17 protein-coding genes and 1 other annotated feature are annotated in these 13,945 nt (G+C 45.4%); of the genes, 8 read left to right on the top strand and 9 right to left on the bottom strand.

What is annotated here, in order from left to right:
- Positions 1 to 32: 32 nt before the first annotated feature.
- On the bottom strand, positions 33 to 857 hold the full coding sequence (locus DFP97_RS14960; RefSeq protein WP_245976252.1) for a polysaccharide deacetylase family protein: 825 nt from the start codon (positions 855 to 857) through the stop codon (positions 33 to 35).
- A gap of 143 nt (positions 858 to 1,000) precedes the next feature.
- Here DFP97_RS14960 and DFP97_RS14965 point away from each other — a divergent pair, with 143 nt between their 5' ends.
- Together DFP97_RS14965 and DFP97_RS14970 are read left to right on the top strand one after the other, a co-directional pair.
- Positions 1,001 to 1,894: a fumarylacetoacetate hydrolase family protein gene (locus DFP97_RS14965; RefSeq protein ID WP_114380982.1), complete on the top strand. Its 894-nt coding sequence runs from the start codon at positions 1,001 to 1,003 to the stop codon at positions 1,892 to 1,894.
- Positions 1,895 to 1,974: 80 nt separating this feature from the next.
- On the top strand, positions 1,975 to 2,784 hold the full coding sequence (locus DFP97_RS14970) for a hypothetical protein (RefSeq protein WP_114380983.1): 810 nt from the start codon (positions 1,975 to 1,977) through the stop codon (positions 2,782 to 2,784).
- Positions 2,785 to 2,853: 69 nt separating this feature from the next.
- On the opposite strand, the gene DFP97_RS14975 is transcribed toward DFP97_RS14970, so the two are convergent.
- A complete protein-coding gene (locus tag DFP97_RS14975; RefSeq protein ID WP_425453529.1) occupies positions 2,854 to 4,116 on the bottom strand; it encodes a methyl-accepting chemotaxis protein in 1,263 nt (420 codons plus the stop codon).
- A gap of 465 nt (positions 4,117 to 4,581) precedes the next feature.
- Here DFP97_RS14975 and DFP97_RS14980 point away from each other — a divergent pair, with 465 nt between their 5' ends.
- Positions 4,582 to 4,986 (top strand): O-methyltransferase, encoded by a 405-nt coding sequence (locus DFP97_RS14980; RefSeq protein ID WP_114380985.1) that lies wholly within the window; start codon positions 4,582 to 4,584, stop codon positions 4,984 to 4,986.
- Between the two features lie 65 nt (positions 4,987 to 5,051).
- Here DFP97_RS14980 and DFP97_RS14985 read toward each other — a convergent pair whose 3' ends face one another.
- On the bottom strand, positions 5,052 to 5,960 hold the full coding sequence (locus DFP97_RS14985; RefSeq protein ID WP_114380986.1) for a TIGR03943 family putative permease subunit: 909 nt from the start codon (positions 5,958 to 5,960) through the stop codon (positions 5,052 to 5,054).
- The gene (locus DFP97_RS14990) at positions 5,957 to 6,976 is read right to left on the bottom strand and encodes a permease (protein ID WP_114380987.1); all 1,020 of its coding nucleotides are present in this window, start codon (positions 6,974 to 6,976) and stop codon (positions 5,957 to 5,959) included. Before DFP97_RS14990 ends, DFP97_RS14985 begins: the two co-directional genes overlap by 4 nt.
- Positions 6,977 to 7,094: 118 nt before the next feature.
- Positions 7,095 to 7,350 (top strand) — a binding site (T-box leader).
- Between the two features lie 60 nt (positions 7,351 to 7,410).
- Here DFP97_RS14990 and trpS point away from each other — a divergent pair.
- Complete coding sequence (gene trpS, locus DFP97_RS14995; RefSeq protein WP_114380988.1) at positions 7,411 to 8,400, top strand: tryptophan--tRNA ligase; 990 nt, start codon at positions 7,411 to 7,413, stop codon at positions 8,398 to 8,400.
- A gap of 34 nt (positions 8,401 to 8,434) precedes the next feature.
- Here trpS and DFP97_RS15000 read toward each other — a convergent pair whose 3' ends face one another.
- Positions 8,435 to 8,614: a DUF5325 family protein gene (locus tag DFP97_RS15000; RefSeq protein WP_114380989.1), complete on the bottom strand. Its 180-nt coding sequence runs from the start codon at positions 8,612 to 8,614 to the stop codon at positions 8,435 to 8,437.
- 133 nt (positions 8,615 to 8,747) lie between these two features.
- Between DFP97_RS15000 and DFP97_RS15005 the strand changes: the two genes are divergently transcribed.
- A complete protein-coding gene (locus DFP97_RS15005; protein ID WP_114380990.1) occupies positions 8,748 to 8,972 on the top strand; it encodes an alpha/beta-type small acid-soluble spore protein in 225 nt (74 codons plus the stop codon).
- A 125-nt stretch (positions 8,973 to 9,097) separates the two neighbouring features.
- Here the strand turns inward: DFP97_RS15005 and DFP97_RS15010 are convergent, their stop codons facing one another.
- A complete protein-coding gene (locus DFP97_RS15010; RefSeq protein ID WP_114380991.1) occupies positions 9,098 to 10,084 on the bottom strand; it encodes a metal-dependent hydrolase in 987 nt (328 codons plus the stop codon).
- Positions 10,085 to 10,173: 89 nt separating this feature from the next.
- Here DFP97_RS15010 and DFP97_RS15015 point away from each other — a divergent pair, with 89 nt between their 5' ends.
- On the top strand, positions 10,174 to 10,488 hold the full coding sequence (locus tag DFP97_RS15015; RefSeq protein WP_114380992.1) for a hypothetical protein: 315 nt from the start codon (positions 10,174 to 10,176) through the stop codon (positions 10,486 to 10,488).
- On the opposite strand, the gene gerQ is transcribed toward DFP97_RS15015, so the two are convergent.
- Both gerQ and DFP97_RS15025 read right to left on the bottom strand, forming a co-directional pair.
- Complete coding sequence (gene gerQ, locus DFP97_RS15020) at positions 10,472 to 10,987, bottom strand: spore coat protein GerQ (RefSeq protein WP_114381024.1); 516 nt, start codon at positions 10,985 to 10,987, stop codon at positions 10,472 to 10,474. The genes DFP97_RS15015 and gerQ overlap by 17 nt on opposite strands.
- Positions 10,988 to 11,214: 227 nt before the next feature.
- Positions 11,215 to 11,637, bottom strand: a complete 423-nt coding sequence (locus DFP97_RS15025; RefSeq protein WP_114380993.1) for a cell wall hydrolase — start codon at positions 11,635 to 11,637, stop codon at positions 11,215 to 11,217.
- Between the two features lie 239 nt (positions 11,638 to 11,876).
- On the opposite strand from DFP97_RS15025, the gene cyoE reads away from it, so the two are divergent.
- Both cyoE and DFP97_RS15035 read left to right on the top strand, forming a co-directional pair.
- Positions 11,877 to 12,755: a heme o synthase gene (gene cyoE / locus DFP97_RS15030; protein WP_114380994.1), complete on the top strand. Its 879-nt coding sequence runs from the start codon at positions 11,877 to 11,879 to the stop codon at positions 12,753 to 12,755.
- 25 nt (positions 12,756 to 12,780) lie between these two features.
- Positions 12,781 to 13,389, top strand: a complete 609-nt coding sequence (locus tag DFP97_RS15035) for an SCO family protein (RefSeq protein ID WP_114380995.1) — start codon at positions 12,781 to 12,783, stop codon at positions 13,387 to 13,389.
- On the opposite strand, the gene DFP97_RS15040 is transcribed toward DFP97_RS15035, so the two are convergent.
- Positions 13,386 to 13,757 carry a ribonuclease M5 gene (locus DFP97_RS15040; RefSeq protein ID WP_114380996.1) on the bottom strand — a complete coding sequence of 124 codons (372 nt, stop codon included), beginning with the start codon at positions 13,755 to 13,757 and terminating at the stop codon, positions 13,386 to 13,388. The two genes, DFP97_RS15035 and DFP97_RS15040, sit on opposite strands and share 4 nt — an antisense overlap.
- Between the last annotated feature and the right edge of the window lie 188 nt (positions 13,758 to 13,945).

Raw genomic sequence — 13,945 nt, forward strand, 5'->3', positions numbered from 1 at the left:
CCTCTGGGCTGCCGGTTTTTTGTTAATGCCCATTATCGGTAAGCAGATTGTCCGATCAGCTCCGGCAGTGTAACGAGCTCATATCCTTTGCTGCGAAGCAGCTGAATAATAGTAGGCAAGGCTTTGATTGTTCCGGATAAATCTTGCCCGACACCTCCACCAGCGTGCTGAAGCACGATAGATCCAGGCTGCAGCGTTTTTTTGATATTATTTATAATACTTATGCTGCTGGGATTGTTTTTCCAATCAATCGAATCGACATCCCAGTTGACGATCGTAAAACCGGATTTCTTACTCCATTTAACTTGCTGCGGCAGCAGCTCGCCATAAGGGGGACGCACAAAAAGGGGGGAGTAGCCGGTAATATTTTTGATGATGGCATCCGTCCGCCAAAGTTGTTTGCCGTAATTCGTAAGGGATAGCGTAGAAAATACGGCATGATCGTAGGAATGATTGCCGATAATATGTCCTTCGTTATGAATTCTCCTGACGAGTGCAGGGTGTTTCGCGGCGCGCGCCCCAACAACAAAGAAAGTGGCGCAAACATCGTATTTCGCTAGAACATCCAGTATGGCGGGAGTGAAACGCGGATCAGGAGCATCATCAAACGTAAGCGCAACGCGTTTTGTCTGACGCGGCCCATTCGTAAGGAATGTGTGAGGAAACTGCTTGTGCAGCTTTACCCAGGACATGTCGGACACACGCCGTTTATTCTTTGTTTTTGTTGGTTTGGACTCAGACAGGTGCTTACCGTTTGCCAAAGCAGCTGTTGAATATGCGGATTGGTTCAGAAGCAGGCAGCCAAACAAGATTATTGCAGTTATAAGCTTTATTATTTTGCAAAGCGCCTTACTCACGCATATCATTCCTAACGATTAATTGTTAATGAGCTGTGCCGCTATTTTACCCATGTACATCGCTTTCATACACTTTACAAGGAAAACAGAGAGGCATAAGATGAACTAGGATAACATTTTTAATGCGAGGGAGAGAACGATAAATGAAGCTGCTTCAGTTTAAGCAAAACGGCAAAGTACGGCTCGGCATAAAAGTGGATGAGGGCATTATCGATGTCGCCGCGGCATCAGAAGCATGGGAATTGAATGCTCCGGTATCTTTGGAAGAGTTGATTCATGGCGGTGCCGAATGGTTTGCTGCGCTCGAAAAAGTCATTGCGGCTGCAGCTGACAAGCGCGGTCGCCCTTATGTACTTGATGATTTGGATATAATCTATGCGCCTGCCGTAACAAGCCCGCAAAAGATCATTTGCGTTGGACTAAATTACCGAAAGCATGCAGAGGAGACAAAGTCAGATATCCCAACCTCGCCTATTTTGTTCAATAAATTTGCAAATGCGCTCAGCGCACATGGCGATTCTATTCAGCTGCCGCATACCAGCAATGAAGTTGATTATGAAGCTGAGCTTGCAATCGTAATGGGCAAAACGGCAAAAAATGTCGATGAAGCTGCTGCACTGGATTACGTATTCGGTTATTGCTGCGCTAATGATCTATCCGCCCGTAATTTACAGCGTCGTACTTCACAATGGATGCTTGGCAAAACCTGCGACGGCTTTGCGCCGCTGGGACCTTATATCGTAACAGCAGATGAGGTTGGCGATCCTGACAAGCTGTCCATTTCTTGCAGCGTGAATGGCGAGCAGAAGCAAAGTTCAAATACGGCAGATATGATTTTTTCATGCAAATCAATTATCAGTTACATTTCACAACACATGACACTTGTGCCTGGGGATATCATTTTAACGGGAACGCCTGAAGGGGTAGTTGTCGGAAAGCCAAAGGATCAGCGGGTTTATTTGCGGGATGGCGATGTTGTTTCGGTTCAAATTGAAAAGCTTGGCGAACTGGTCGTTACGATGGTCTCTTCTCATTGATAATCATTATCAATCGATATATAATATGAGCAATTGATAATAATTGTTCGTGGACACGAGTGAGAGGAATAGACAACGAAATGAATGAAGCGATAATGAGGCTGCTCGAGGAAAACTATGATTTATCCGCAAAAGACAGGGAAAATATCGTCTATAACTGTGCAGTAACGGATTTACTTGATGAAGGCAATATGAAACGGTTTTTGGAGCGGTATACGCCGATGGTTAAAGGAAAAGAGCAATCGGTCGGTGAAGTTTATATGGCCAACTGGTTTAGAGGGCCGATGCTCGGTTTAATTCATTTGCTGTCCGCATGGAACAAGTCTCTTGATTTGTCCTTAAACAATTTGACTGTTCAAATTTATACTGCTGCTTATAATGAACAAATTTATTACCGCTGCAGCTTCCTGTTGAACCGTTTTGAGCTGATTGAGGGACCAGAGCAGCCGAGTGCTAACATTGAATGGACGAAAGAATGCTTAGGCAATTATTTTGAACATACCGTACGCCCAATTTATGAATCTATTGCTCGTGTAGGCTCTCTTCAAATCGGTATGCTCTGGAGCCAGCTTCCTACATCGCTCGAATATAGCTACGAACTTTTAATGAAGTCGGATGAGAGTGAGCAAGTGAAGAAGCTCCTGACACGTAATTATCATCTGATGAAGTCTCTCGATGGACAACGATTCGGGCGTAACAAAAATCCACTGGACGTGAAATTCCGGATGACAGAGTCGATGGATAATCCGGACACGCAGGTTCGGATGAAATTTGCATGCTGCTTGTATTATCTTGTGGAGGACGGGTATTATTGCTTCACATGCCCGAGGCTGAAGGAGAGCGAGCGGGAAGAGCGCCGTAAGGAATGTAGAGCAGAGAAGCGAGTGTAATAATGGATATATAAAAAGAACCTTTTCTTTCCGAGTTCAAGTTCACCGGAGGAAAAGGTTCTTTCTATTTTATTTCATTTTGAACACTTGAATCGTGCGCTGAAGCTGGGTAGCCATCGACAGCATTCGCTCTGTTTCTTCTACGACGCCTTGGACAGAAGCAATTTGCTCGTTCATCGATGCGGATACTTGCTCAGTTCCAGCAGCGGATTGCTGTGTGATCGCTGAAATATTTTGAATGGCTCCGGAAATTTTCCGGGCGCTCTCAAGCATCGCATCGCTTTCTTCAGAGAAGGCGTAGATTTGCCCGGAAATAAATTGAACGCTCTGTACAATTTCGGTAAATACGAGCTCAGATTCACGAATACGCTCCGTTTGCATATTCACTACCTCTTCATTGACCTTCATATTGCTAATGGCTTGCCTGATCCCCTCATCAATGCTTTGAACCAAGTGGAACACTTGCTTCGTTGAAGAAGTTGATTCCTCTGCCAGTTTCCGAACTTCCTGCGCAACGACGGCAAAGCCTCGTCCGTGTTCACCGGCTCTTGCAGCCTCAATGGATGCATTAAGGGAAAGCAAGTTTGTTTGCTCAGCTAAATCTGAAATTGTTTTTGTAATGGCGGATATGCCTTGAGCCTTGCGGGCAAGCTCTTCAATCGTATCTGAAACATTTGCGGTTGCCTCTACGTTACGGCGCATACCTTCAGATTGTACCTCGAGTGCTTGGCGCCCCTTGTCAACAAGCTGAAGCGTCTGCTCTGAGCGAGTGTTCATTTCTTTGGTTGAGTTGGCATACGCTGCAACCTTCTGCTCAATTTCATTGATTGATTCGCTCATGTCGGTTACGTCTTCAGCAATTTCGTTGGCACCTGTTGCAAGCTCATTCGCAGAAGTAGCAACCTGCTCCATAGCCGTCTTTATATTGTTGTTTTTGTCAAAAATATTACGGCTCGTTTCAGCTACATGACGGGTAATGTTAGATGTTTCGGTTAAAATGTCGCGAAGCTTATCGACCATACTGTTGAAAGCATGTCCGAGCTCACCTAATGCAGAAGAGGAGGATGTATCCATTTTTTGTGTAAAATCGCCTTTAGAAATCCGGAAGGCTGCACCCGTCATTTCATCAAACGAATGATTGATAGCCCTTCCAATAATAGATACGACTGGGAAAACTGCTATGGCGAGAATAATGGTGACGATAATGCCTGCTAACACTGAACCGCCTGAGAATGTCAAAATTAAAAGCATTGCGATGGCAAATAGCGCTAAATTGAAATAGGTGGCGATCAACAGCTTATTGCGAACAGATAACGAATAGTACCATTGGATCATTATGTAAGCGCTCCTTTTTTTAGAATATCCATATTATAGCACCAGCTGCGAATTTGGTCTATAATTGTCGATTTATATAAAAAACAACGATAAGTAGTAGCCGCAAGCGGTTTTTCGGAAAATACTAAAAACGTTTTCGGTGTAACAATATATAGAAAATGATACCATTATCGGTAACTTAGATCTAATAAGTTTACAGTAATTAATAGATGTAAATTGTTCATATGATTCGAAAGAATGATATGAACTATGAATAAAAGGAAATAAATTTAAAAATGTAAGAGAGGTGCGGAGTGAAATAGTGAAAAATAAATGGCCTTCATGAAAATAAAGTCGAAATATTGAGAATTTTTAGAAAAAATGTTGTTTAATATATTGAAAATGGTAGAAAGGGACTATATAATATGCGTTGAGACCTAGATGGAATCATAATCTAGTTAAGAATAAAGGAGGATAAAATGTATGGAAATGGATTCTGTGTCATTAGCACGACAAGTTGATTTTGTATTTCGCCAGCTCGAGGGTGAGCTAACAAATGCAACTGCAGGTACTGTACTCATTCACGTTCGTAATAATGCAATCGGTAAGTTCGGGCTAAGGCATCATCCAATCGAGAGTAAGAATGGAAAGTTTGAGAGCGAGGACCAAGGCTTGACATCGAAGCAGGTGCAAGCTTTCCGTCAAATGGCGATTGAAGCTCTTAAATACAGACGTGATTGGACGCATGGAGAAATCATGTATGATTTCGCTGTTCGTTCGAACGCAAACACTTGGTCCGCAAGCATTCTCTTCGAATCGAATTATAATATGGCAAACTGGAACTCGCGCTTTTATTCTAAACAGCAAGGGCTGCGGGATTACCAATAAAGGAAAGAGCAATGGCTGTCCGTTAGGGCCAGCCATTGCTCTTTTTGAGAAATGCGAGTAAACAGCTATAAGCCAAATTCCAGGTCAGGATACACATAAGGCGATTCAGGAGCGTTGATTCTTTCCAGCTTTACAGCTTCTATTGTAATGACTTCGTTGTCCAGGTAGGTAGAAGTTGTCAATTTCCCCCTCACGGACACCCATTCATCTTCAACATAATCCATTGCTTTAGGCCAATTAATCATCAGTCCGTATGGAAGCGCATCAGCGGAACAGCAGTTCATTGCAAACCGGCTTACTGCAAAACGTTCCTCGCCCATATCCTCCTCGCGGTAAACAAATCCTGTTATTTCAATCTCCTTACCAATAAATGCTTCTCGATAAAGGTCGAGCGTCGTTAATGTTTCAATAAAATGCTTCTCAGGTACTGTTATAAGGGAAGTGCTATAAAGCTTCTTGCCATAGGCTGCATGTGCTTCTGTAAATTCATCGGAAGGAAACAGCGCATCAAGCGAGTCATCAGTCTGTTGTTCAACAGCAGGCGGATTTGTATTATTCTCGTTCGCGGCAGGTGTCGTCGGACTTTGAGGCGCGGTTCGTTCTATGGCTGCGCTGCCCGATAGGCTAACCCCTTTTTTTGAAGCGAGCGCACTTCCCAGCGTTCCGGTTGGAACAAGGAATCCGAGCAGCAATGGAAATACAAACAATCCGTAAATGATAATATTTTTGATTATTGACGGTGAAGGAGCATGATCGTGCTCGCAATCGCAGCCCGGCGTTTGATTGCCCATTCGTTTCTGGAGCGCCGCATATACCTGATATACGGCAGCAGCGTAGAGCCCAATAGCAGACAGCTTTACGTACAGCTCCATTCGTGGTGCAATATATAGAATGATTTCACCCGTGCGGTCTAAATAAACGATAAACATGGCAAAGCCGGTTAATATTGCGGCTCGTATAAGGTGATGTGTCATAAGAGAACCTCCGTAATCCAAGCTCCGATAAAGGTTAGCACAGCCGTTAAAGCAATCAGTATAAGCACAAACTTAACACGGAACGTCGTCAACAGCATTAACGTGTTTTTTAAATCGATCATTGGCCCGAAAACAAGAAAGGCGAGCAGCGGTCCAAAGTCGAACATGCCGCTGAACGATGACGCAATGAAAGCATCCGAAGTTGAGCAGATCGATAAAATAAAGGCGAAGGCCATCATAAACAAATACGCGAATATTGGCTGGTCAGCAAAGGCGGAAAGCGTGCTGCGATCAATTACCGTTTGAATGACGGCAGTAAGGAACGCACCGAAAATTAAATATTTTCCCATTTCGAAAAATTCATCTGAAGCATGGGCCAATATGGATGTGACTCTGCCGCGCATACCTGTGCCGCTTGCGCTATGATCATGGCTATGGCTGTGACCATGATGCACGATATGTAATGCAGGTGCAGCTTTAAGCGGACTGCTGCGCATGAACTTATAAAGCAGCAGGCCAATAACGACGGATACCGCAAATGCTAGCCCCATGCGAGAGTATGCCATTTCAGGCGTCGTACGAAAGGCCGTGATTGTAGACGTAAAAACGATTGGGTTAACGATTGGACCTGCTAATAAGTAAACGATGCCAATGTATGCGGGCATACCTTTGCGAATGAGACGGCGAACCACGGGGATCATCCCGCATTCGCACAGCGGGAACAGTATCCCTAGCAATGCCCCGAATAGAACGCCTGCAATTGGATTTTTCGGTGTGAATTTACGTATAAGCTCGTCCGTTACAAATACTTGCAATAGAGCGGAAAACAAAACGCCAAGCAGAATAAATGGAAAGGCTTCTAGTATAATGCTAATAAAAAGAATTTTGAATGATTGCAAATTCGCCGCATTAAACAAAGAATTGGGCAGCTCCCGGTTAGTGACAATGAGTGCAAGCATAATGAGGCATCCAACACCGAGCAGCGGAGTGCCAAAGCGAAATAGGAATTTTTGCATGCTGCATATCCTTTCTTATAGTAAAGATTACGATCTTCAGTATAGCTTATGCTTTAAAAGCTTACAATAGGACAACTTTATAGAGCTTGACATTACAGCCTGCACATGTATAATCGTTTTAAATGCGATGATGGGAACAAGTAAGCTCGAATGGATTGCGTACAGAGAGCCGGTGGTTGCTGCGAACCGGTGCAAGCCTTTGGTGCTGAATGGGCCCCGGAGCCTATGAACGGAAACCGGCAGCTGCTGCTGAAGATGTTTATACGGAAGCTCTCCGTTACGGAGCAATAAGGCTTACGGTATAGCCGCCTCTTAGAAACAAGCAGGCGCACCATAAGCGAATTAGGGTGGCACCACGGTCCCTCGTCCCTTGCGGCGGGGGATTTTTTGCGTTTTTTTAAAGTCTAATTTGATTACAAAGGGGTAGATGTCCAATGAAGAAAGTGCTATCCGGCATTCAGCCAAGCGGCCAGCTTACACTCGGAAACTATATCGGAGCGATGCAAAATTTTGTAAAGCTGCAGCACACTGAGGAATGTTACTTTATGGTAGTCGATTTGCATGCCGTTTCAGTGCCGCAGGATCCAGCAGCACTCCGTGAGCAAACGGAGGCGGTAGCGGCATTATTTATCGCGGCGGGCATTGATCCTGTGAAGGCGAATATATTCGTTCAATCCCATGTCCGTGCGCATGCCGAGCTTGGCTGGTTGTTTACGACGCTTGCCAATATGGGCGAGCTTGAAAGAATGACGCAGTTCAAAGATAAAGCGGCCGGCAAGGAATCCGTTGGAGCCGGCTTGTTCGTTTATCCGACGCTGATGGCTGCCGACATTTTAATTTACAACGCTGACCTCGTGCCGGTTGGCGACGACCAGAAGCAGCATTTGGAGCTGACGCGCGATTTGGCGCACCGTTTCAATACAAGGTTTGGCAATTACTTTACAATTCCGGAGCCTTATATTCCAAAGGTTGGCGCACGCGTAATGTCACTGGACGACGCTAGCAAAAAAATGAGTAAAAGCAATCCGAACGCCGGAAGCTACATTGCACTGCTTGATTCCCCTGATGTCATTCGCAAAAAAATTAGCCGGGCAACAACGGATTCAGGACGCGAAGTGAAATATGACCCGGCAAATAAGCCTGAGATTAGCAATTTGATCGGTATTTACGCGCATTGCGCAAACATGACAATCCAAGAGATTGAGGCTCGTTATGAGGGCCAAGGCTATGGACCATTCAAGAAAGAACTTGCCGAGCACGTTGTCTCTGTCATTGAACCGCTGCAGGCCAAATATAATGATATCCGCAGTTCAGGTGAAATCCATCAGATATTAAAGCAAGGCGCTGAACGTGCTTCGGTCATCGCGGATCGTACTTTAGCTGACGTAAAAGAACGAATGGGTTTTTTGCCGCCACGCGGTTAACGTGCCAATCCAAACACAAGGCTGACGCCTCGCGTCAACCTTGTTGTTTTTTGCGGCGTAAACGTGCACGAACAATAAATCCTGCACCGATGGTAAATAAAGTCAATAAGCCAAACAGTAATACGAACCACGCATTGTGGCTAATCGAGATTGCCATAGCGCTCATAAATATAATGGACAGCACGGAAAAAAACAAAGACAACGGTTTGGACATGGTGTCGACTCTCCTTTACAAATCTTCAACATATTTTTTTAGAATGAAGAATAGTTTTCTGACGCATGCACATAATAACTTTGCAAGCTTGCAATACACATCAAAGAGCAGAGGACGAAAGGAGAAATACCTTATGGCTGGAAACAGAAATAATCGCAGTGGTCAACTTGTTGTTCCACAAGCAGGTCAAGCTCTACAACAAATGAAACTTGAGGCAGCACAACAACTGGGCGTGCAAATTCCTCAAGATGGCTATTACGGTAATGTATCGACACGTGATGCAGGCTCTCTAGGTGGTTACATCACGAAAAAGCTTGTCCAAATTGCTGAACAACAGCTTTCTGGCGGCGCCCGTTAATCGCTTTTCATACACATCCGAAGCCCAAGGCGTGCCTTGGGCTTCTTTACTTGTCTTTTCATCCATTTTATCATAAAAAAGAAAGCCCCCTCTATTGTGCAGCAAGGGACTTTCAGCCGTCAATATTAATACGTGTCCATTCGCAGTCTTTTCATCAGTCTTTCATCGCTCAGCCAGCCTACATAGGAACCAATTGTTTCATATTTCTTGTTCATCAGCAGGACGCCGACAAAGGGATATTGCTTTCGATGGCGATAGCGGATGTCGCACCATCTGACTTCATACCCCCATTGATGCTCACGTACATCGGCACATGCAAAGCTTGTGAAATAGAGGAAGGAACTAATCGCCGGATCATTTTTGGATTTCTCAACAGCGGGATGATCGGAACAGTGAACGCTATCGAGCCAGCTTAAATGTTCATTGCGCAGATTGCCAATGACGAAGCCGCCGTCCTTAGTATGCTTTACCACATTCCAGATAGTCAACGAAATGGTCGGAATAACAATATAGGTATCGCCATCCTTGTATTTCTTGTCAAGCGTTGGCATTTTCCGAACGGTACTTCGCGAAGCGAAGGTTCGCCATACAAAGTAAATGGCGATGAACAAATACATAAGCGGAAACAAAAATGCGGGATTTACGAAGCCGCCTGCCCACAGTAAAATGGCTAAGACATGAACCGTAAAAATAATCGGGTCGAAGATATGGATAATGTTCCATGATATCCATTTCTCCGTAAAGGGTCTCATCGCTTGTGTACCGTAGGTATTGAATAAGTCGGTAAATACATGAAGGCAAACGGCAAGCAGTACCCAGCCTCCAATATGAAGCCAAGGAAGGGAGCCTTGGTAAAACAATTGTAAAATACCCGTAATAAGAACCGTCCATATCGCGATAGCGGGCAGCGAGTGCGATAAGCCCCTATGGTTCCGGATATAGCAAGCATTTCCTTTTAGTCGAAGCAGTGCATCAAAATCCGGCGCCATCGAGCCTACAACCGTACCAAACAGGACAGCCGTTTGAATCGATTGATTTGCCGCGACTACCGGATCGACTGCCGCGAGTCCGGCCAGCCCGATACCCATGACAAGATGTGTGCCTGAGTCCATGTCGAGTCCTCCCAAATCAGATGATTAGATGTAGTATCGGCTGAGCCGGGGAAGTTTATCAAGGAAAGCAAAAGGAGAGTAACGGAAAAATGTACATTTGTTTTGCGGAATATCGAATCATACAAGAGTATCGTCAGGAATACCTCGCTTATACGGAAACATTGCTGTCCGGTCTTCATGATGTCCACTTATATGAAGGAACAGATCAGCCGAATCTGTTTGTGGAAGTATGGAATGCAGTCACTGCCGAGCATGCGGAGCGCATCAAAAAAGAACGCTGCAGCGAGCGTTCTCCTTGGTTCCGTTTATCGGAATGGATTGTCGGCGGATCGGAAAAAATGCATATCTGGACATTTAGACCCGCCCATTTTAAAGACGAGTGTTCGATTAACGGCCCGAACTAACCGTTCCGAGGGTAGCCATGCCAAGCGGAGTAGACGAGCTCACTACGCTGCCTTGGAAAGGGTACTCGTAAGCGATTGGCTCATCGAATGTCACGTAATCCAGATTAAGGGTCAAAAGTAAGAAGCGCATACCGGTTGTTGGGTCGCTAATAATAATATGGTCGCGTCCGGCAGCCTCGACGATACCTTTGAAAATTTTGGCGTTCCACTCCCGGTTGTTTTCATACGTCATATAGAAGGTCCCCATTTTGCCGCGGTTTAGACGCAATATGTTTTCTATATAAGACTCTTCTACAGCCGGCATTGTGACGATATTGCCTCCTGTCGGTGTTACAAAAGAACCGCTTGGTACAGCTGGCGGCGTTGCTTGGGCTTGAAGTGTACCTGGGAATTGAGTTGGAAAAGAAGTCGGCATTGTGGCAGGAAGAGTTGTTGGCATTTGTCCGCCTATTTGTCCGCCCATTTGTCCACCCATTTGTCCACCCATTTGTCCACCCATATGGTACGGATTATGACCGTATGCACCAAGACCGTGGCTATAGTCTTGATAAGGGCTTACAGCTGTCTGACCTACATTTCCATATGGGCTTGCATTCCCGTATGGACTTACATTCCCGTATGGACTTACATTTCCATATGGACTTACGCTTGCAGGACTTACTTTAGTTTTGCCATAACCGTTTGCCATGCTCATGATCCTCGCTTTCGCACGATAAAAATAAAGGTTTAATAAACATTAGGACAGTCTCCACGCGTCGGAACATAGAAGCAATGCTTCTTGTAGCGGCCGCTGTGGGACTGGTCCCACCAAGTACCCGGGCAATTACCTGACGGACGGAAAAACCAAAGTGCATTTGAAGCCGGGCGTTGACGCTCACCGTTAATGATTCTTTTTGCCAAGCGGATTTCGCTCTCGCGGGCTTTCTGATAAAAGTAACCTTTTATCGTTGCCTCGAAGCCGCCAGGCCGTTGATTTACCATTTGCGGAATGGAGCGGATGTTCTTGAAATCCAAACAATTGCTGCGTACACGGTTCACTCCGACATTACCAACCATAAGCATCCCGAGCTCGCCTTCACCCTCCGCTTCCGCTCGCATGAGGCGGGCTAGCATCTTTGTGTCCTCGGCGTTTGTTTTAATGACTGCCATAGACTTGATGTTTCACTCCCTTTCAAAACTGTAGGGCGGTTTGATGCGCGGAATGGTATAGGCATCAAACTACATTGTTATAGTATTGAACGCCCAGCAAAATGGTTACAAAATGATTTGTCACAATTTACGTGGCAAAATGATGAACAAAAGCGTCGAACGTTGTCATTGCATCCTTTTTTCGGTATGATTAAAAACGATTCATCAATGAAAGATAGACGCGTAAGGCGTCTTGTCGCATAACTCGGGAGGCTCGCTTCGTGCTGAAAGACTTAATTGCATTGACCAAACCGCGGCTACTTCGACTGAATATTTTTGCTGCTCTTGGCGGTTTTATGGTTGCTTCAAAATGGGACATTAACATTCCGTTACTTATATGGATGCTTATCGGGTCAACCTTGACGATAGCATCGGCAACCGTCATTAATAATTATTGGGATAGGGAACTCGACCTGAAGATGGAGCGTACGAAAGACCGCGCATTGCCTACCGGCCGCATGACGCCTGGAACGGTTCTGGCGTATGGCATTGCTTTAGGCATTGCAGGACTGGCTGTGTTATTCACGCTCGTTCATCCATTAACCGGCTGGTTAGGGCTGCTTGGATGGTTTGTGTATATCGTTATCTATACGATGTGGTTGAAAAGATCTTCAACCTGGAGCACATCGGTTGGCGGCATATCAGGTGCAATGCCTCCGGTTATCGGCTATTGCGCAGTGACGGAACAGATTGATGCAGGCGCCTGGATATTGTTTGCGCTTCTGTTCTTATGGCAGCCCGCTCACTTTTGGTCGCTTGCTATTCGCCGGGTGGAGGAATACCGCGCAGCAGGGTTCCCTTTGCTGCCGGTCGTGAAGGGCATCAAACGGACGAAGCTTCAAATGATTCCTTATGTGCTGCTGCTTCTGCCGACAGGAGTGCTGTTTTACACGAATGGTTACGTGGGGATCTATTTCTTAATCATTTCCGTAATTGGCGGGGGTGTCTGGCTCGTCCATACATTGCGGGGCACAGCGGCTCAAGATACAGAGAAATGGGCGAAAACAAACTTTCTTATTTCTGTTAACTATTTGATGGTTATATTCTTAGTTATGATTTTGAATACTACGGGATCATAAGCTTTTGTTTTAAGGAGAGAACAACGTGGAATTTGTAAAAAAACACAGCTTCAAGATTGCTGTGCTGGCGCTTTGCGCAGCCATGGGCATTTATTTACTTATAACAAACGTTATTGAGCCGAAGCAGGCGCTCCCTGTACTGCAGGCTGCTCCGTCCTTCGAATTAACGGACATTGACGGACAGCCGGTTTCGCTGGAATCGACGAACGGGAAGGCTCGCATCGTATATTTTTACTTCGCTAATTGTCCGGACGTATGTCCTCCGACGACGTTCCTGCTATCGCAAGTTCAAGATCAGCTGGAGACGGAAGGCAAGCTGGGCAGCAAAGCAGAGCTGATCTCGATTACTTTTGATCCGGTACGGGATACGCCGGAGGTTATACGCGACTTTGCAAAGAGGCACTTCGCTGATTTTAATGGTTGGCGCTTTCTGCGCGGTGAGGAAGCGTCCACCATGCAGCTTGCCAAAGATTTCGGTGTCGGTGTAATGAAAAATGAAGAGGATGGCAGCTACACCCACTTTAATGTCATTACGCTCGTCGATAAAGACGGACAAATACGCAAATGGATAAACGGCAGCGACGAAGATTTGACGGCGGAAAAAATTGTAGATGAATTAAACAAGCTGCTTTAAAACTGATCTTTGCTCCATACGGAAGCGGAACTCTGCGCAGGATATACAATATGCGCATCGAGGCCCGCTTTTTCTAATTGCTCAATTAAATAATCCTCTGGTGTATGCTCAACGCCGGGATAGCCTTTACGTGTGTAAATGTGGTCGGCATCGGGAAAAATGTCACGCAGAATACCGCGTATCCGTTTGCCGGATGAATCGTTATCCGTAAATATGTATACTTGTTTATGCCCTGCTTGCTTGCGCAGCTTCTCAAGCTGCTCCGAGCCGGGAGTTCCGAAGGTGCAGTATATCGGCACATCGTCTAAAAGCACGCGTCTTAAGCGGATTTTATCATTTTTACCCTCAACGATAATGGCAATGTCCATCGAAGTCACCTCACCTCAGCCTGTATGAATGGGAATAGGAACTTAGCGGGTATACCTCTAGTCTACCACCAATTGCGTAATTTACCGATACCAAAAGGGGTTGTCTCAAAAGTAGGTAAGCTTATTACTTAGATAGCACTCTTGTAGTGAAAATCATGTTTCAAATCAAAAAATGGTGACGATAGGGC

Origin of the sequence: Paenibacillus prosopidis (assembly GCF_003337375.1) — a bacterium.
GTDB lineage: Bacteria > Bacillota > Bacilli > Paenibacillales > Paenibacillaceae > Pristimantibacillus > Pristimantibacillus prosopidis.